17 protein-coding genes are annotated in these 17761 nt (G+C 52.8%); 4 read left to right on the top strand and 13 right to left on the bottom strand.

Annotated features, from left to right (window positions below; translation table 11 throughout):
* Positions 1-222: 222 nt before the first annotated feature.
* Both ACXAD4_RS00445 and lexA read right to left on the bottom strand, forming a co-directional pair.
* Positions 223-1023, bottom strand: coding sequence for a class I SAM-dependent methyltransferase (locus tag ACXAD4_RS00445; protein ID WP_475237835.1), 801 nt, complete (start codon positions 1021-1023; stop codon positions 223-225).
* A gap of 83 nt (positions 1024-1106) precedes the next feature.
* Positions 1107-1724: a transcriptional repressor LexA gene (lexA, locus tag ACXAD4_RS00440; RefSeq protein ID WP_475237832.1), complete on the bottom strand. Its 618-nt coding sequence runs from the start codon at positions 1722-1724 to the stop codon at positions 1107-1109.
* A gap of 279 nt (positions 1725-2003) precedes the next feature.
* On the opposite strand from lexA, the gene plsB reads away from it, so the two are divergent.
* Positions 2004-4454: a glycerol-3-phosphate 1-O-acyltransferase PlsB gene (gene plsB, locus ACXAD4_RS00435; RefSeq protein ID WP_475237829.1), complete on the top strand. Its 2451-nt coding sequence runs from the start codon at positions 2004-2006 to the stop codon at positions 4452-4454.
* 247 nt (positions 4455-4701) lie between these two features.
* On the opposite strand, the gene ubiA is transcribed toward plsB, so the two are convergent.
* Together ubiA and ACXAD4_RS00425 are read right to left on the bottom strand one after the other, a co-directional pair.
* Positions 4702-5556, bottom strand: a complete 855-nt coding sequence (gene ubiA / locus ACXAD4_RS00430; RefSeq protein WP_475237826.1) for a 4-hydroxybenzoate octaprenyltransferase — start codon at positions 5554-5556, stop codon at positions 4702-4704.
* Positions 5553-6098, bottom strand: coding sequence for a chorismate lyase (locus ACXAD4_RS00425; RefSeq protein WP_475237824.1), 546 nt, complete (start codon positions 6096-6098; stop codon positions 5553-5555). The genes ubiA and ACXAD4_RS00425 overlap by 4 nt, the downstream gene beginning before the upstream one ends.
* Before the next feature lie 169 nt (positions 6099-6267).
* Between ACXAD4_RS00425 and ACXAD4_RS00420 the strand changes: the two genes are divergently transcribed.
* Positions 6268-6681: a flagellar basal body-associated protein FliL gene (locus ACXAD4_RS00420; RefSeq protein ID WP_317524155.1), complete on the top strand. Its 414-nt coding sequence runs from the start codon at positions 6268-6270 to the stop codon at positions 6679-6681.
* A 105-nt stretch (positions 6682-6786) separates the two neighbouring features.
* Here ACXAD4_RS00420 and glpD read toward each other — a convergent pair whose 3' ends face one another.
* The 9 genes from glpD to ftsY all read right to left on the bottom strand — a co-directional run bounded on the left by glpD (position 6787) and on the right by ftsY (position 16738).
* Positions 6787-8301, bottom strand: a complete 1515-nt coding sequence (gene glpD / locus ACXAD4_RS00415; protein WP_475237821.1) for a glycerol-3-phosphate dehydrogenase — start codon at positions 8299-8301, stop codon at positions 6787-6789.
* 225 nt (positions 8302-8526) lie between these two features.
* Positions 8527-9288: a DeoR/GlpR family transcriptional regulator gene (locus ACXAD4_RS00410; RefSeq protein ID WP_317524158.1), complete on the bottom strand. Its 762-nt coding sequence runs from the start codon at positions 9286-9288 to the stop codon at positions 8527-8529.
* 167 nt (positions 9289-9455) lie between these two features.
* Positions 9456-10826: a glycerol-3-phosphate transporter gene (glpT, locus tag ACXAD4_RS00405; RefSeq protein WP_475237818.1), complete on the bottom strand. Its 1371-nt coding sequence runs from the start codon at positions 10824-10826 to the stop codon at positions 9456-9458.
* Positions 10827-11096: 270 nt separating this feature from the next.
* The gene (glpG, locus tag ACXAD4_RS00400) at positions 11097-11927 is read right to left on the bottom strand and encodes a rhomboid family intramembrane serine protease GlpG (protein ID WP_475237816.1); all 831 of its coding nucleotides are present in this window, start codon (positions 11925-11927) and stop codon (positions 11097-11099) included.
* Between the two features lie 84 nt (positions 11928-12011).
* On the bottom strand, positions 12012-12341 hold the full coding sequence (gene glpE, locus ACXAD4_RS00395) for a thiosulfate sulfurtransferase GlpE (RefSeq protein ID WP_475237813.1): 330 nt from the start codon (positions 12339-12341) through the stop codon (positions 12012-12014).
* A 473-nt stretch (positions 12342-12814) separates the two neighbouring features.
* Positions 12815-13675, bottom strand: a complete 861-nt coding sequence (gene rpoH, locus ACXAD4_RS00390; RefSeq protein WP_475237811.1) for an RNA polymerase sigma factor RpoH — start codon at positions 13673-13675, stop codon at positions 12815-12817.
* Between the two features lie 122 nt (positions 13676-13797).
* Positions 13798-14724: a permease-like cell division protein FtsX gene (gene ftsX, locus ACXAD4_RS00385; RefSeq protein ID WP_475237808.1), complete on the bottom strand. Its 927-nt coding sequence runs from the start codon at positions 14722-14724 to the stop codon at positions 13798-13800.
* Positions 14711-15382, bottom strand: a complete 672-nt coding sequence (ftsE, locus tag ACXAD4_RS00380; protein ID WP_475237806.1) for a cell division ATP-binding protein FtsE — start codon at positions 15380-15382, stop codon at positions 14711-14713. The genes ftsX and ftsE overlap by 14 nt, the downstream gene beginning before the upstream one ends.
* A 3-nt stretch (positions 15383-15385) precedes the next feature.
* Positions 15386-16738: a signal recognition particle-docking protein FtsY gene (gene ftsY / locus ACXAD4_RS00375; protein ID WP_475237804.1), complete on the bottom strand. Its 1353-nt coding sequence runs from the start codon at positions 16736-16738 to the stop codon at positions 15386-15388.
* A gap of 144 nt (positions 16739-16882) precedes the next feature.
* Between ftsY and rsmD the strand changes: the two genes are divergently transcribed.
* Together rsmD and ACXAD4_RS00365 are read left to right on the top strand one after the other, a co-directional pair.
* A complete protein-coding gene (gene rsmD / locus ACXAD4_RS00370; RefSeq protein WP_475237802.1) occupies positions 16883-17488 on the top strand; it encodes a 16S rRNA (guanine(966)-N(2))-methyltransferase RsmD in 606 nt (201 codons plus the stop codon).
* Positions 17485-17751 (top strand): DUF1145 domain-containing protein, encoded by a 267-nt coding sequence (locus ACXAD4_RS00365; protein ID WP_446512973.1) that lies wholly within the window; start codon positions 17485-17487, stop codon positions 17749-17751. Before rsmD ends, ACXAD4_RS00365 begins: the two co-directional genes overlap by 4 nt.
* The last annotated feature ends 10 nt before the right edge of the window (positions 17752-17761 follow it).

Here is a 17761-nt window from a genome sequence, read left to right as displayed (position 1 = left end):
GGGGAAGCGCAAAATGATCAGAGTCTTCCCTGCAGACGCTGCAGATGTATTGTCATCCACAGTTACACGGTTAACAGTTTGTTTACATTTTAACTTAGGACAGGATCGTGAGATTACGCAAAAAAATAGAAAGGAAAAGTAGAGAAAAAATCCAAACTGGCATATTGCATGCTAGATACAAATAGGAGATGTGTAGCAGCAACTCTGTGCCAGTTGTAAGATTTACAGATGAATATGCAGCAATACCGGCAGCATACGGAATTTCAAGCCAGGCACACGGGCTAACCAACGTTGCCAGTTTTTCCATCGTAAGCAAGCGCTGTCCATCGGACTATAACGCCCCACAGCCGTTGCCCATGGCAACCACTGCAGCATCTTGCGTTGCGGGTCACGCAATGCATGGCCAAAAGGTTTTCCGACGCCCATTTTGCTGGCCAGTGGCGACTGACACAAATCACCGGCCACCACCAAACACAGCTCAAAACGACCAAAATGACAGGCCAATGACTGGACAACCTGAGCCAGCTCAGACTCGCTGGAGGCCAGCAACGCCCCATCGCACAGAACCAAAACCGGCGCACCTGACATCGAAGGCAGCGCTTGCAGCCAGGATAAATCCGAGGTTGAACCAGGCAACATCCGGTAGCGTTCACTGCGGTGGAATAGTCGTTGGCGCCAAAGCAGGTTTTCTCCCACATCGATATCAAACCAGCGACAGCGGCCATTATCCACCCGGTAAAAACGGGTATCCAGCCCACTGCCGAGATTGACGATCCGTCCATCGGGATGACGGCGCAAAAACTGTTGGATTTGACGGTCACAAATCTGTGCTAGGCTGGCATGCAGCAGTTGCTGCTGGGAGACATTGCCCTTGAGGCATTCGGGCTTGAGGCTGCACTGGGAGCAAGCCGCCGCTGCGACGGGATCATAAATCAGGCGATCATCGGCCAGACTTTCACGGCTAAGGAGCCACAGCGGCTGGAGCAGATCGGCGGGAATATCATGGCGGACGGACTCTGTCATTATCATCTCCTTCTAACACAGAGATGATAATGACTATCATTACCACATGTAAAGTGGTTATGGATATTTTTTATACCGCGCGGTTACATCCAGTCGGTATTGCGGATCACCCCGACGGCGATACCTTCAATAGACAGATGCTGGGTGTTGAGATCGACCACGATAGGAGCAAACTCCTCGTTCTCGGCATGCAGCAGAACCTGCGCGCCCTTGCGCTCGAGGCGTTTAACCGTCACATCGTCTTCAACTCGGGCCACAACCACCTGGCCGTTACGGACATCCTGGGTTTTGTGCACAGCGAGTAAATCACCGTCCATGATCCCGATATCCTTCATACTCATGCCGTTTACCCGCAGCAGGAAATCAGCGCGTGGCTTGAACAGCGACGGATCTACCTCGTAATGGGTTTCGACATGCTCCTGAGCCAATATCGGCTCACCGGCAGCCACTTGGCCAATCAGCGGCAGACCGCTTTCTTCATCATCATTGCTGCCAAGCAGTCGGATCCCGCGTGAGGCACCGGGAATAATTTCAATCACTTCTTTACGAGCCAGTGCCTTGAGGTGCTCTTCGGCAGCATTGGCAGAACGGAAGCCGAGTTCACGGGCTATTTCAGCACGTGTTGGCGGCATTCCAGAATCTTCAATTTTTGCTTTGATCAAATCAAAGACTTCTTGTTGGCGCGGCGTTAACGGCTTCATAACTCACCCTGTCTTTTTATACAGTTCACTGTGAGTATATCCAGTGTTCTGCCGCTTGAAAAGGCTATTGTTTAGGAAAACAACAATTTTGGCGTAAATTCACCAGCAGGGCTTCTTTGCTGTAAGCCACCATTTCCAATACCTAAAAGGGATACCAAAGACGGTATGTAAATCAATAAAAATGTCATATAACGGCAAGTCTGTGCTATTTCGCTGCTTATAACTGGTTTTTTTCTGCTATCCTTGCCACGCATTAAGAATTCGAGGCTAGTAAAAGATATGTCAAGTTGGCAGAAAATCTATCAAAAAATACTGGATTTGCCGCTTTCCTTGCTGGTTAAAACCCACTCAATCCCCTCCGATCCAGTTGCGGATCTGGAATTGGATTTGGAACGCCCGATTGTTTACATCCTGCCGTTCCGCTCAAACACAGATTTGATGACGCTGCGCAGCAGCACCCAGAAACTAGGACTGCCTGATCCGCTGGCGCCGCTAGAGCTCAACGGACAACAGTTTGTTCGCTATGTCTATATTTCCGATGGCCCAAGCGTCTTCGGTGACAAGACCGAGCTGCCGCAGGAATCGATTGATCTGTTCACCGCCCTGCTCGAGCACCACAAGCAAGACAGTGAGCTGGATATCCAGGTTGTCCCTGCGTCCATTCTGTGGGGCCGCAAGCCTGGCAAAGAAGAAAATCACAAGCCGATATTGCGCCCACTCAATGGCCCGGAGAAGTTCTTCACCATTCTCGGCCATGGCCGTGACTGTATGGTGCGCCTGAGCCCGGCAGTATCCCTGCGCTACATGGCTGATCACCACGGTACCGACGACTCGATTGCCAATAAACTGGCAAGGGTGGCGCGTATCCACTTCTCGCGTCAGCAGTTGGCCGCATCCGGCCCGAAACTGCCGGACCGCCAGGTGCTGTTCAACCGCCTACTGAACTCCAAAGCCATTGAGAAAGTGGTGGCAGAAGAAGCCGCAAGCCGAGATGTGCCAATCGAGAAGGTACGCAAAGAAGCCGTCGATATGATGGAAGAAATTGCGGCCGATTTCTCCTATTCACTGATCAAGCGCGGTGAGCGTTTCCTCGGCTGGCTGTGGAACAAGCTCTACCAAGGGCTGAATATCAACAATGCCAAGCAGGTGCGCAAGCTGGCCCAAGACGGCCACGAGATTGTCTACGTGCCGTGTCACCGCAGCCACATGGATTACCTGCTACTATCTTACGTACTTTATCGTGAAGGCTTGGTGCCGCCGCATATTGCAGCGGGTATTAACCTCAACTTCTTCCCTGCTGGCCCGATTTTCCGCCGTGGTGGCGCATTCTTTATCCGCCGCAGCTTCAAGGGCAACCGCCTGTACTCGACCGTATTCCGTGAATACTTGGCCGAGCTGTTTGCCAAAGGCTACTCGGTGGAATACTTCAGTGAAGGCGGCCGCTCCCGTACCGGTCGTTTGCTACCGGCGAAAACCGGTATGCTGTCGATGACCATCCAGGCGATGCTGCGCGGCCTCAACCGTCCGGTGACCCTGGTCCCGGTTTACATCGGTTACGAGCATGTGATGGAAGTGGCGACTTACGCCAAAGAGCTGCGCGGAAAACGCAAGGAGAAGGAAAACCTCGGCCAGGTGATCCGTACCCTACGCAAACTGCGCAACCTTGGTCAAGGCTACGTCAACTTCGGTGAACCTATCCCACTTAACCACTACCTTAACGAACATGTTCCTGAGTGGCACAAGGATATCGACCCTATCGAACCGCAACGCCCACAATGGCTGAACCCGGTTGTAAACGATCTTGCAGTGAAGATGATGACACATATCAACGATGCTGCGGCAACCAACGCCCTGACCCTGTGCGGTGTCGCCCTGCTTGCTGCCCGTCAGCGTGCACTGAGCCGTGAGGATCTGGAACAGCAAATCGACTGCTACCTACAGTTGCTGCGCAATGTCCCTTACTCAGGTCAGTTCACCGTGCCGGACGAAGATGCCAAGACGATGGTCAAACACTCCATCGAGATGGACAAGTTCGTGGTCGAACGTGACAGCCTAGGTGAAATGGTGTCATTGAACCGCCAGCAGGCAATCCTGATGACCTACTACCGTAACAACATCATCCACCTGTTTGCGATGCCATCGCTGATCGCCAATATCGTTATCCACCACCAGAAACTGAGCGTGGCCGAGATTGTCGAGCAGGTCAGTCGCCTGTACCCATTCCTGCAGGCCGAGTTGTTCTTGCGCTTTAGCAAAGAAGAGCTGGAATCGGTGATTGAAGGCCAAGTAGAAGAGCTGGTTCGCCAGCGTCTAGTACTGCGTGATGGCGATAAGATTACCCTCAACAGCGCCCGTATCGGCCCGCTTCACCTACTGGCCCGCACTATTACGGAAACTTTGCAGCGTTATGCCATTGCCCTGACCCTGCTCAACTCCGAGCCGCAGCTGATGAAGAGCGATCTCGAGCAGCAGAGCCAGATGATGGCCCAGCGCCTGAGCCGTCTGCACGGTATCAATGCACCGGAATTCTTCGACAAGGGTGTGTTTGCCACCTTGGTGAAGACCCTGCGCAGCGAAGGCTACCTCAACGAGGAGTGCCACGCGGTATCGCAACCTGTCGAGCAACTGGCCGAGCAGCTGGCTGCCTTGGTATCACCGGAAGTGAAGCTGACCATCCAAGCGGTGATGAACCGTGAAGACCGAGGCGACGAATCCGAAGCCGACGCGTAATCACAGGCTTATTAGCACTAAGGGCTGCCAATGGCAGCCTTTTTTTCACCTGTCGGTTTTGTCATCCCGTTGTTGTGCTAGTCTTCGAGGCGGAAACTGAACAGCTTTTTGAGTTATTGGCCTACGGTAACCCCAAAGCTTATGCCTAGACTTGTTATCGCTATACTCTTTACCGCTATAGAGACACAAAAAAAGCGCCGCTAGCGGCGCTTTTCAAAATCAGGTGGGTTCGGATTTGGCCGAAGACCTAGGCTAAGTAGGTACTGGCTGCGATACCGACGCAGATCAGCATACCGACATAGTTGTTGTTCAAAAATGCTTTGAAACAAGGCTCACGCTCACGGCCGCGGATCAGCATCTGCTGGTAAACAAACAGCGCAGAGGCTAACAACAAGCACCAGTAGTAAACCTGGGACATGCCTTCGAGTGCCCCAACCGCAATCAGCAGCACCAGAGTGCCTAACTGCAGCAAGCCAATGATCATCTTGTCGAAACGGCCAAACAGGATAGCGGTCGACTTGATACCAACCTTGACGTCATCGTCACGGTCAACCATGGCATACTGGGTATCATAGGCGATGGTCCACAGAATATTGGCGACAAACAGCAGCCAGGCCACCGCAGGTAATTCACCGGCCTGGGCCGCATAGGCCATCGGGATAGACCAGCCAAACGCCATTCCCAACACCAATTGCGGCAGGTGAGTATAACGTTTCATGAAAGGGTAAGCCGCAGCCAAAATCACCGCCACCACCGACAACATGATGGTCAGGGTATTCATGGTTAGCACCAGCAAAAACGATACCAGTACCAGCAAACCGAATAAGGCCAGCGCCTCACGTTCCGACACCTTACCCGACGGCATTGGCCGCTGGGCGGTACGTTTGACATGGCCATCAAAATTACGGTCGGCAAAATCGTTGATCACACAACCCGCCGCCCGCATGAAAATCACCCCGAGGACAAACACCCCCATCACATGGGGGTTGGGCATACCTTCGGCGGCCAAAAACAACGCCCACAGCGTCGGCCACAACAGCAACAGGCTACCAATAGGGCGATCGAAGCGCGCCAGTTGCCAGAACGCTTTCATCTTGGTCATTTCCAACTTAGGGTCTCCTTATAAATCGGTGCTTCCTGCAAAAACAACTCTGCCACCAGTAGTGGCTTGTCATTGAGCCACAACCGCGAGCGCCTTGCCCACATCGGTTGGTTTTCGGTTCCGACATTGGCGACCACCAGCGCATCTCGGCGTGCAGTGCGGTCAGTAAATACCCGGAATCCCAGTGGCATTTCCCCCAGTTGTGCCAAATCCTGCTCCTGGCCTGTCAGGGTGGTCATCGGGATCAGGGTTCTGGCAAACACCCACGGCACACCATCTCCTTTTAATACTACCTTGCGGAGAAGGCAGTCAACATCACCAATCAAGGCACGTTCATCGTCGGTTAAACGCTCACGGCTGATCTGCCCCTGCTCTTCCAGAGACACGGTAAATGCCCGGCAGTGACGCTCGAACCGACGCGACAAGGAGTCCAACTCCAACAACCAATGCCCAAACTCAGTCCCTTCAATGACTGTTTGTTCCGGTGCCTGCCATTGGGCACTGTCCAGCATGGGCTTGTACAACTGTTTGAATTTCGACATCTTTCCAACAAAATCTCTACCCAATAGCCGGCTAGGGCTTGGTAGATCAAGGTTAATTTATTACCATGAAGAAACACTATTGTAGCAAGCTGTAACCAGTACGAATATCGTTACGATCGAAAGAAACTCATTTGCAGCCATAAAAACCAATAACTCTATGAGCATCATAATGAAATTGACTTTACCTGGATTACTTTTCCTATTGGCGAGTTTACTGGTGCCGGTATCAGCCTCAGCCAATGACGGCGCTCCGGCCAACCCACAATACACCTATTACACCCTGGCCCCAGACATTACGACCAACTATGTCACCCAAGGCAAGAAAATCGGCTATCTCCGCCTACAGGTTGATCTCATGGTGGCTGACCCCTCCCTCATCCCGGAAGTTGAGCACCATGCCCCGCTGATCCGCGATGCCATCATCAGCATCATCGGCCAGCAGTCCGAAGCCCGGGTTAAATCTCTGGCGGGCCGCGAGGAAATCCGCCAGGCATGCCTGAACAAGGTCAACGAGTTGCTGTTGATCGAGACCAACAAACGACTACTGACCGAGCTATTGTTTACCAAATATCTCTACCAGTAAGACGATAACCCCCAGATACAACAAAGGCGCCCTCGGCGCCTTTGTACTTTACTATTTCTACTTTTTGCAGCTAATTCAGTTCTGGGGATTCTCTATTCATCCCTATTACGCTGCGCTTTCATGGCCCGCCTGCCAGTTGGCAATAAACTCGGCCACTTGCTGCTGCTGTTCCTGATTGAGGTACAAGCCCAGCTTGCTGCGACGCCAAAGTACATCTTCAACCTGCTGGACAAACTCGAAACGCAGCAGGTATTCCAACTCCTTGGCATAGAAGCCGGCACCAAACTGCTGTCCCATGTCTGCCTCGCTAGTCACTCCGGCAAAGATATCTTCGCTGCGGTTACCGTAATTTGTCGCCATGCGCTCAGCCGCGACCGTTTCCAGCCATGGAAAACGTTGCTGCAAATTCGCGGCATGTCCCTTGGCATCAAAACCTGCCTCGCCACCCGGCAGGTAAGCGTCCGCCGTCCACGGCTGAGCCATCTGCGGGAAGAAGGGTGCCAGCTTGGCCATCGCCGTCTCGGCCAGCTTGCGGTAGGTCGTCAGCTTGCCACCGAAGATAGACAGTAACGGTGCCTGGCTGCCTTCCTGCTCCAGCTCAAGCGTATAGTCTCGGGTGATGGCCTGCGGTGAATCAGATTCGTCATCACACAACGGACGCACCCCGCTGTAGGTCCACACCACATCGTCGCGATCTAGCTTGTTGACGAAGTGGTTGTTGTAGACATCCAGCAGATAGCCGATTTCATTGTCATCAATAGCCACCTCGCGCGGATCGCCATTGTATTCAACATCCGTCGTCCCAATGATCGAGAAACGGTCGAGGTAAGGGATCACGAAGACAATACGGTTGTCTTCATTTTGCAGGATATACGCCTGCTCCTCACCATGTACCCGAGGAACCACGATATGGGAGCCTTTGATCAGGCGGATATTACGTGGTGACGGCAGCGCCAGGCTTTTATCGTAAAACGCTTTGACCCACGGCCCCGCCGCATTGACCAATGCATGGCAGCGGCGCTCAAACACCTCGCCGGTCAAGCTGTTGCGAACCGTCACGCGCCACAGCTCACCGTCTCGCTCGGCAGCTTCGACACTGCAGCGGTTACGCACTTCGCCACCGCGCTGGGCCACTTCCATGGCATTGAGGATCACCAAACGGGCGTCATCGACCCAGCAATCAGAGTATTCGAAGCCCTTGGTAATTTCCGGTACCAGCACCGACTCATCGCCAAACTTCAGGCCGCAGCTTGCCGGCAGTGTGGTGCGCTTGCCAAGGTGGTCGTATAAGAACAAGCCGGCGCGGATCATCCATGCCGGGCGTAAATGCGGGCGGTGTGGCAGGCGGAAACGCATTGGGCGAGCGATATGGGGGATTTTTTTCAGTAGCACTTCCCGCTCAGCCAGTGCTTCACCAACCAAACGAAACTCATAGTGTTCTAGGTAGCGCAGACCGCCGTGGATCAGCTTCGAGCTGGCCGACGACGTGGCCGATGCGAAATCCTGAGCTTCGTACAGGCCAACCTTCAGGCCACGGCCTGCCGCATCCGCAGCAATACCTGCGCCGTTGATACCGCCCCCGACGACAATCAGATCCAATACTTCGTTATTTGCTGCCATTTCACCACCTCGACTACCGACTTTCGTTAATGTTCTTTTTCGCGCGCAAATGCTCGATAACGAGCACTATAGACAATAAATTGATTAAGATCATCATTATTATGCTCGAATGTTTAAATAATTATGATCGAACTGGCATTTTTGCGAAAAAAAAGCGGGCTGCTAATGTAGCAGCCCGCTCGTTAGAACAGATCATTTGGCCTATAAGCCGATGATATAGAAGTGTTACTTAATGATTTCGATATGCGTTTCATGTTCAGCCAGGCGCTTGCCCAGCTCTTCCGGTGGCGTCTGATCAGTAAACAGCATGTCGATCTGACTGATATCGCCCAGGTTGACCATGGCATTTCGGCCGAACTTGGTATGATCGACACCGAGCATCACACAGCGGCTGTTCTCAATAATCGCCTGCTTGACCCGGACTTCATGGTAGTCAAAATCAAGCAGCGAACCGTCGAGATCAATGCCGCTGATCCCCAAGATACCGAAATCGAGACGGAACTGGGAGATAAAGTCCAAGGTCGCCTCACCGACAATCCCCCCATCGCGGTTACGTACTTCACCGCCAGCCAAGATAACCCGAAAGTCATCTTTTCCGGTCAAGATACTGGCGACATTGAGGTTGTTGGTCACGATCCGCAAATCGTTATGATCTAGCAGCGCACGGGCCACCGCTTCCGGAGTGGTACCGATATCAATGAACAGCGTCGCACCATCAGGGATATGGGCAACCATGGCCTGGGCAATGTTGTCTTTCTCGGCCAGTTGCATCACCTTGCGGGTGCTGTAGGAGGTGTTGACCGAGCTCGATGGGATGGTCGCCCCACCGTGATGACGGCGGATTTTGTTGTCTTCCGCCAGCTCGTTGAGATCCCGTCGGATTGTCTGCGGGCTGACATTGAACCGCTCAACCAAGTCATCAGTGCTGACATAGCCTTGGGTTTTGACAAGATCAATAATTTCCTGGTGACGTTTACTCTGCTTCACGATTGACGCGGCTCCCTTTCGCTGTGGCCTGGTACCCTAACAAGCACTCTTATGAAATCGATATCATTAAGGCAAGAATAGCTTGCAAAACAACAAGGCTCCGCCCAATGCGAAGCCTTGTCATATTACCTAGGGTCTAATCAAGATGCCAATGATGGCGCTCCCAATCATGCATTTTGTGCTTGCTGACCCGCTTCTTTCTCACGGTGCAGACGGCTTTCACCAATCAGTGCCAATGTCAGGAAGAAGATTGATAGGCCACAAGATGCAGTCAGCACCATAAAGCCACCGTCCCAGCCAAAGTGATCAACGGTATAGCCCAAGATAGCATTGGCCGCAACTGCACCACCCAAGTAACCAAACAGACCCGTCAGGCCAGCAGCCGTACCTGCTGCTTTCTTCGGTGCCAGTTCAAGTGCATATAGACCGATCAGCATTACCGGACCGTAGATCAGGAAGCCGATCGCCACCAGCGCAGCCATATCAACCGCCGGGTTACCGGCCGGGTTGAACCAGTAAACCAATACCGCAACTGTTACCAAGGCCATGAACAGGATCCCCGCAGGCGCACGACGGCCCTTGAAGAATTTATCCGACATCCAGCCACACAGCAACGTACCCGGAATACCCGCCCACTCATACAGGAAGTAAGCCCAAGACGATTTATCTACGGTGAAATCCTTCACTTCGCTCAGGTAAACCGGCGCCCAGTCCAATACCCCGTAGCGGATCAGGTAGACAAAGGCATTTGCCACCGCGATGAACCACAACAGCTTGTTGTTGAACACGTACTTGAAGAAGATCTCTTTCGCCGTCATCTCTTTTTCATGAGAGGCATCATAGCTATCAGGGTAATCATCCTTGTGTTCTTCGATTGAAGGCAGACCGCACGACTGTGGCGTATCACGCATTACCAGCAAGGTGAATGCCGCTACCAGCAAAGCAAAGAATGCAGGTACGTAGAACGCCGCCTTCCAGTCATCGTTGAATGCCCACAGGCCAAGCAGGAACATCGGGCCGATCAGGCCGCCACCGACGTTATGGGCAACGTTCCAGACCGATACAACCTCACCCCTTTCCTTGCGCGACCACCAGTGCACCATGGTCCGGCCACAGGCCGGCCACCCCATCCCCTGGAACCAGCCGTTCAGGAACAGCAGGATAAACATCGCTGCAATACTGCTCGTTGCCCACGGCATAAAGCCAAAGCACAACATGACAATGGCCGACATACTCAAACCAGCCGCCAGGAAGTAGCGCGGATTGGAGCGGTCGGACACACTGCCCATCAGGAATTTCGACAGACCATAGGCGATAGATACCGCTGCCAGGGCGACACCCAGGTCACCGCGGCTGTAGCCGTATTCCTCGATAAGATAAGGCATTGCAAGGCTGAAATTTTTTCGCACAAGGTAGTAGCCAGCGTAGCCAATGAAAATACCGGCGAACAGCTGCCAACGCAGGCGTTGGTAGGTGGAGTCAACCTTGCCATCGGGCAGACGCTCCCGATGCATAGCCGGTTTGAAAATACCAAACATAGAATGTTCCTTTTTATAGTGTTTTTGCGATGGTATGGGTACAAACGAGTACAAGACGAGCGAAAGTAATCAATAACGCTCAAGGTATGCAAATTATTGCTCTAATGAAGGTAAGAAAATGTGAATAATGTCAAATAGGTAGATTTAATCACTGGGTTAGCAGTAAGAAAGCAGGGGATTTTAGCAGAACTACGAGCCAACATGGCATATCAACAAAAAAGGTGAACATCCGAAGCCGGATATTCACCTCTTTTTTGAACCAAAATCGGCCTAACGACGTAATTTGGCATCCACCCAGCCAAGGGCACAACCACTGAGCAGGCCAAACAGATGGGCCATATTGGCCACCGACATACCCAGCACATCGGCAAAGCCCAGCACCAACCACACCAGCATGAAGACGACATAGGGTTTGGGGATCGACAAACCACGGTTGGGTGCCAGCCAGCCCATCCACCAGATGTAACCCAGCAAGGCATACACCACACCGGACAGGCCGCCGAAATTCGGGCCGTGGAACCAGAACTGGGCAAAGCCGGAAATCAGTGCCGAGATAAGAAACACCTGCAGCAGCTTGGTACTGCCACTGTGTCTTTCGAGCTGCCCGCCGAGGATCCACCACCACAGGCAGTTGAATACCACATGCAAAGTTGAGAAATGGATCAGCGCATGGGAGAAGAAACGCCACAGCTGCCACTCATCGCCATCCATCACTGGAAAGTGCATCAGGCGAAAGACGGGCTGCTGCATTCCCAGCAACCATAGTAAGTAAACCACCACCGAGACGACCATGACCAGCAGGGTAAATGGCCCTGCCTGGGCGCGAACCAAGCCCAGCAGGCTCGGGCTACGGTAATGGAACTTGGCCGTTCTCGTCTCTGCCACATCCCATGATGCCGCCTGGTATTTGCGATCGTACGGATTGGACAGAAACTGGTTGAGCTCAGCCTCAGCTTCCACCAAATACTGGCCATCTTCAAGCCATAGGGCAAACAGGCCCTCCGGCTCAGGGGCCATCACCAGAGCAATGCCTCGCGAGGCCATATAATCAATAAACGCCTGCGCCTGGCGGGGGTTGTTCAGTCCGGCTAAGCGGTGCATATCGGTCTCCACGTGAAGGGCTATGTGGCAAAATCAGAACGTTATATCAAGCATCTCCTACCCTGCCCCTTGTGTGACCTTTGATCAGGCCATCTGGACGCAAGGGTATGCGCTGCGCTTCCAGGCTTCAAACCCACCATCAAGGCTGTAAACACAGTCAAAGCCCTGATGGATAAGATATTGGGCAGCCCCCTGGCTGCTGATACCGTGATAGCACATCACAATCACAGGTTGCTCGAAATCAACCTCATCCATAAACGCCACCATTGTATCATTAGTTAGGTGAAACGCGCCTTCGGGATGGCTAAGGGCATAGGACTGGGGATCACGGATATCAACCAACACCGCTTCACTGCCGTCCTCGGTGAGCATGGTATAAGCCTGCTCGGCAGAAATATGTTCAAACTGATCCATAAATTACGCTGACTCTTGTTGGAATTGATCAACAGGCAGGATCGTCCTACCCGATAAAAATGTGACGATCGTCCGTTTTGGCCCAAACCACCACATTTTTTCTTATACCGCCATTGTAACCGATCAAGTTACTCACAACCCCATCGAAAAAATAAGGTTAAACACCAAGGCCGAGACTCGAGCAAAGCCGCACTGCACAAGGGCTCGCAACTTGTGGATCAACCAACACCACCCTTTGCTGATCAAAACACCACCAGCTGTGGAAAAAGCTGTGAATTGCGTTGATAATGTGTTTTGCCAAATTTGGATCCACTATATGTAGATCGGATCATGTAAAAAGCTGTGGATAAACTTGTTTCAACTTCACATTTCAACCTGGTTTTGTGATGTATCTCCCAGATTTTTGGCACAAAAAAACCAGCCCTAGGCTGGTTTTCTCATTTTGCGATTTGTGGATAGTTTGCCGAGGATCCTCAGGCGAAATCACCCACTGCTTCCTTGAGCTTTTTCATCGCATTTTTCTCTAGCTGGCGGATCCGCTCAGCGGACACCTGATAGTGTTCAGCTAGCTCTTGCAAGGTCGCCTTGTTGTCTTCCAACCAGCGCGAGCGCACAATGTGTTGGCTTCGCTCATCAAGGCCAGACAGGGCATTAGACAGACGATTGTTGGCGTGGGTTTCCCAGTTGTTTTCCTCTACGCTCAAAGCAACATCTGACGACTTGTCCTCAAGGTAATACGCCGGCGCGCTGTAGCTGGCCTCGCGATCATCGTCTTCGGTTGGCATTTCGAATGCCGGATCCTGAGCGGCCAGACGGGATTCCATCTCGCGCACTTCATTGGCTTCAACACCGAGCTGATCAGCGACCATCTGTACTTCGTCATTGTTGAACCAGCCAAGACGCTTTTTCGCCTTGCGCAGGTTGAAGAACAGTTTACGCTGGGCTTTGGTGGTCGCCACTTTGACGATACGCCAGTTACGCAGTACGTATTCATGGATCTCAGCTTTGATCCAGTGGACAGCGAAAGATACCAGGCGGACGCCGACTTCAGGGTTGAAGCGCTTTACCGCCTTCATAAGGCCAATATTGCCTTCCTGAACCAGATCAGCCATTGGTAAGCCGTAGCCTGAATAGCCACGAGCAATGTGAACAACAAAGCGCAGATGGGACATCACCAATGCCTTTGCCGCATTGAGATCACCATCATAATGAAGACGCTCAGCTAGCTCGCGTTCCTGCTCCGCCGACAGCATAGGATAGCTGTTGACGCTCTGGACATAGCTATCCAGACTATCTGCAGTGACCAGAGCCATTGAAGTCATCTCTTGTGCCATTCAACAAACCTCGTTTATTTTTTGTACCAATGCGAAATTGCATGAACCGACAATGATGCCTGTAAAATAGGCCTCATTGCAAGCGAGCCGCGTAATTTACCCTATTTGTAGAGTTAAAAATGTCAGATAGGTTCAATTTCTTTCAAATGACGTCCCGCCGACAAACGCGCGGCCAGCAGCCCGAGAAACGCCGAGATCATCAACAAGATCAATGACTCATCCCAACCTAAACCGATCATCCTGAACGGACTGTCGTACAAATCCGCCAAGTGGGCCACAGCGCCATCGAGCAGCATAGACACCAAAAATGTCAGCATCCAGGCCGCCAAACCACCAATCAAGCCATACCAAACCCCGGTATAGAGATAGGGACGCAAGATAAAACTGTCGGTCGCCCCAACCAGTTTCATCACCTGGATCTCATCGCGCTGGTTGAGTACCTGAAGGCGCAGGGTATTACCCACGACCAAAAAGACCGCAAACAGCATCAGCCCGGAAATAATCATAGCCAGAATAATGACAAGTTGCTTAATCGCAGCCAAACGCTGGAGCCAATCACTGTCGAGTCGGACCTCATCGACGCCGTTTTGCATCCGCAAACGCGAAGCAAGCTCGGTAGCCTTAGCATCAAGCTGCCACGCCTCGGTTGGCTTGACGATAAGTACAGACGGCAACGGGTTGTCATCCAGCAGGCTGAGGGCTTGTTCAAAACCGGCCTGCTGACGAAACTCGACCAGACCCTGCTCAGGCGAGATTGCCTCAAGGCTATCGATTTCCGGCCACTGGGCCAACTCGTCATGCAGTTGCTTTGCCTGTCCTGTCGAAACACCCGGCTCCAGATAAATGGTCATCTGGGTCGGGTTCTGCCACATCTGCGCCACCACGGTGACGTTCTTGGCAAACAGGTAGAAACTCGCCGGTAGCGTCAGGGCAAACGCCAGCACCGCCAAGGTCAAGATATTGCCAAGCGGGCGGCGCATCATGTCTGCGAGTGACTGCTTACATTGCTGCTTGTGCAAGGCAAAAAAGCCGGTTTTATTTTGCGCCACTGGCTAACTCCCTTAACTGTCCCTGATACAAATCCAAACGGCGGTAATTGTGGGTGGTCAATAGCGAGGTATCGTGGGTCGCCATCAGCACGGTAACGCCGACCCGGTTGAACTCTTCGAACAAGGCCATGATCTGGCCAGATAATGCTGCATCTAGGTTACCGGTTGGCTCATCGGCCAACAGCAGCATCGGCTTGTTGACGATCGCACGAGCGATCCCCACCCGCTGCTGTTCACCACCTGATAGCTGGATCGGCAAATAGCGGGCCTTGTCGAGCAGACCGACTTTATCGAGAGCTGCCGATACCCGGCGCTTGATCTCGTTCTCGGTGGCCTGCTCTACCCGCAGCGGCAGGGCCACATTGTCGTAGATGGTTCTGCCCATCAACAACTTGTGGTCCTGGAAAATAATACCGATATTGCGGCGCAGGAACGGGATCTGCTTGCTGTCAATACGGGTAATATCATGCCCGTTGAAGATGATCTTGCCGTCACTCGGCCGTTCGATGGCACAGATCAGTTTCAGCAGGGTACTCTTACCCGCACCCGAGTGCCCAGTCAGAAACGCCATATCTGCAGGCTGCAGATGGAAATCGACCTTTTGCAGGGCCTGGCGTCCGCCCCGATAAGCCTTACTTACCTGCTGAAACCGAATCACACCTTAATCCTCGTCACTAAACAGCGCTTCGATAAACTCATCCGCCGCGAACGGGCGCAAGTCTTCAATCCCTTCACCAATACCAATGTAGCGGATTGGAATATTGAACTGATCAGCAATGGCAAAGATCACACCACCCTTGGCAGTACCATCCAACTTTGTCAGGGTAATACCGGTCACCGGAGCAACCTCGCTGAACAACTTGGCCTGGCTGATCGCATTCTGGCCAGTGCCCGCATCGACCGTCAGCATGATTTCATGCGGCGCATGCGGGTCGACCTTCTTCATCACACGGACGATCTTGCGCAGCTCTTCCATCAGGTTGCCTTTGTTCTGCAAACGGCCTGCAGTATCGGCAATCACCACATCCACATTCTTCGCTTTAGCCGATTCAATCGCATCGAAGATCACCGAAGCACTGTCGGCACCGGTGTGCTGGGCGACAACCGGTACGTTGTTGCGCTCGCCCCAGACCTGCAGCTGCTCAACGGCTGCCGCACGGAAGGTATCACCGGCTGCCAGCATCACTGATTTACCCTGGCTCTGGAACTGCTTGGCCAGCTTACCGATAGTCGTGGTCTTACCGACGCCGTTTACGCCTACCATCAAAATGACATAAGGCTTCTTGGCTTGGTCAATCACCAGTGGTTGCTCGACCTTGGCCAGCATGTCAGACAGTTCTTCTTTCAGCAGGCCGTACAGGGCATCACCGTCTTTCAGCGACTTACGATCCGCCTTGTCCGTCAGGTTCTCAATGATCTTGAGGGTAGTATCCATACCGACATCGGCTACCAGCAGCTGCTCTTCCAGCTCCTCGAACAGATCGTCATCGATTTTCTTGCCACGGAACAGGCTGGCAAAGCCCGAGCCGAAGTTGGTCTTGGTCTTCTTCAGGCCGCGCATCAGGCGGGCAAAGAAGCCTTCACTCTTTGGCTTTTCCTGCAGTGCCTCGGCTTGCTGCAACTGCTCTTCTTGTAGCTGTACCGCTTGGGCCTTGGCTTCTTCTTCCGCAATCACCTGGGCAGCAGCTTCTGCTTCTGCCGCTGCTTTGGCGGCTGCCTCGGCTTCTGCTTCCGCCGCTGCTTTGGCGGCTGCCTCAGCTTCTGCTTCTGCCGCTGCCTTGGCGGCTGCCTCAGCTTCTGCTTCCGCCGCAGCCTTGGCGGCTACCTCGGCTTCTGCTTCCGCCGCTACTTTCGCAGCAGCCTCGGCTTCTTGTTGTTCTGTCGCTTGTTCTTTTACTGCTTCAGCCTCAGCTGAACCCATTGATTGTTCTTGATTTTGTTCGGTTTGCTCGGTCTGCTCCTCAGAGCCAAAACCCAACCACGAAAATAATCCGCGTTTCTTTTTTTCTGCCATTGGCAAATCCTAGAGCTTGATTGGTACAATTTGCGGCCTAAACACAGGTGTATACCCCCAGCGGCATGATTTCGGCATACATGTTTTCGCCTACAGCCAAGGGGTTTAGGTATACTATCATTTTCTAAACGGTCGAAGAAATCTATGACAAGACGCAGACAACAATCAGGGCGAAATATGCCAAACAGCCGCCGTGACGGGTTCGTTAGGATCATCAGCGGGCGCTGGCGTGGGCGTAAACTTCCCGTCCACGACGTCGAAGGCCTCCGCCCAACCACAGATCGCGTCAAAGAGACCGTTTTCAACTGGTTGGCACAAGATATTATCGATTCGCGCTGCCTTGACCTGTTTACCGGCAGCGGCAGCCTGAGCTTCGAGGCTCTGTCGCGCGGTGCCAGCCATGTCACCATGCTTGAGCTCGATAAAAAAGCCGCCGATCAACTGGAAAAAAACCGCGCAACCATCGGCGCCGACAATGCCAAGGTCCTCAACACCGACAGCCTGGCATTTCTAAAACAAGCCGGAACCCCGCATGATGTGGTGTTTATCGACCCGCCGTTCCGCAAAGATTTGCTCGATGAGGTGATCAGCCTACTCGAGCAGAATAACTGGCTATCACCCCACGCCGTCATTTACATTGAGGCCGAAAAAGAACTCGGAGAGCTAGTGACACCAGCACACTGGCATCTCCACAGGGAAAAAACAGCGGGACAGGTTTGTTACCGCTTATTCGAAAGAGAGGAAGCATGAAAGCACTGATTTTACTTGCCAAAGCGGCGATCGGCTTTGTCTGGCTGGTTTTGCTGATCAACATTTTCCACCCGTTCCCGGGCGTCGCGGCGATGGCGCTCTATATCATGACCGGGTTCCTGTTCATGATGCATGGCCTGCAAATGCTCATTTTCATCGGCGCTTTCGGCGACAAGATCACTATGACCCGGTGGGAAAAATGGTCCATCCTGATCTTCGGCATCTTTGCCCTGCTTGATATCCGTCGCAAGCACATGATGTAAAAAAACGAGG

It is taken from the genome of Photobacterium sp. AWH4_225 (genome assembly GCF_056158405.1).
This window is presented reverse-complemented; position numbering and strand designations above follow the sequence as displayed.

Bases quoted from the DNA above. Each gene is read 5' to 3' on its own strand.
- glpD (WP_475237821.1), bottom strand. From the start codon at position 8,301: ATGGCAGCAAATAACGAAGTATTGGATCTGATTGTCGTCGGGGGCGGT.
- ACXAD4_RS00365 (WP_446512973.1), top strand. From the start codon at position 17,485: ATGAAAGCACTGATTTTACTTGCCAAAGCGGCGATCGGCTTTGTCTGG.
- glpE (WP_475237813.1), bottom strand. From the start codon at position 12,341: ATGGATCAGTTTGAACATATTTCTGCCGAGCAGGCTTATACCATGCTC.
- rsmD (WP_475237802.1), top strand. From the start codon at position 16,883: ATGACAAGACGCAGACAACAATCAGGGCGAAATATGCCAAACAGCCGC.
- ftsY (WP_475237804.1), bottom strand. From the start codon at position 16,738: ATGGCAGAAAAAAAGAAACGCGGATTATTTTCGTGGTTGGGTTTTGGC.
- ACXAD4_RS00445 (WP_475237835.1), bottom strand. From the start codon at position 1,023: ATGACAGAGTCCGTCCGCCATGATATTCCCGCCGATCTGCTCCAGCCG.
- glpG (WP_475237816.1), bottom strand. From the start codon at position 11,927: ATGCACCGCTTAGCCGGACTGAACAACCCCCGCCAGGCGCAGGCGTTT.
- plsB (WP_475237829.1), top strand. From the start codon at position 2,004: ATGTCAAGTTGGCAGAAAATCTATCAAAAAATACTGGATTTGCCGCTT.
- ubiA (WP_475237826.1), bottom strand. From the start codon at position 5,556: ATGACCAAGATGAAAGCGTTCTGGCAACTGGCGCGCTTCGATCGCCCT.
- ACXAD4_RS00425 (WP_475237824.1), bottom strand. From the start codon at position 6,098: ATGTCGAAATTCAAACAGTTGTACAAGCCCATGCTGGACAGTGCCCAA.
- glpT (WP_475237818.1), bottom strand. From the start codon at position 10,826: ATGTTTGGTATTTTCAAACCGGCTATGCATCGGGAGCGTCTGCCCGAT.
- rpoH (WP_475237811.1), bottom strand. From the start codon at position 13,675: ATGGCACAAGAGATGACTTCAATGGCTCTGGTCACTGCAGATAGTCTG.
- lexA (WP_475237832.1), bottom strand. From the start codon at position 1,724: ATGAAGCCGTTAACGCCGCGCCAACAAGAAGTCTTTGATTTGATCAAA.
- ACXAD4_RS00420 (WP_317524155.1), top strand. From the start codon at position 6,268: ATGAAATTGACTTTACCTGGATTACTTTTCCTATTGGCGAGTTTACTG.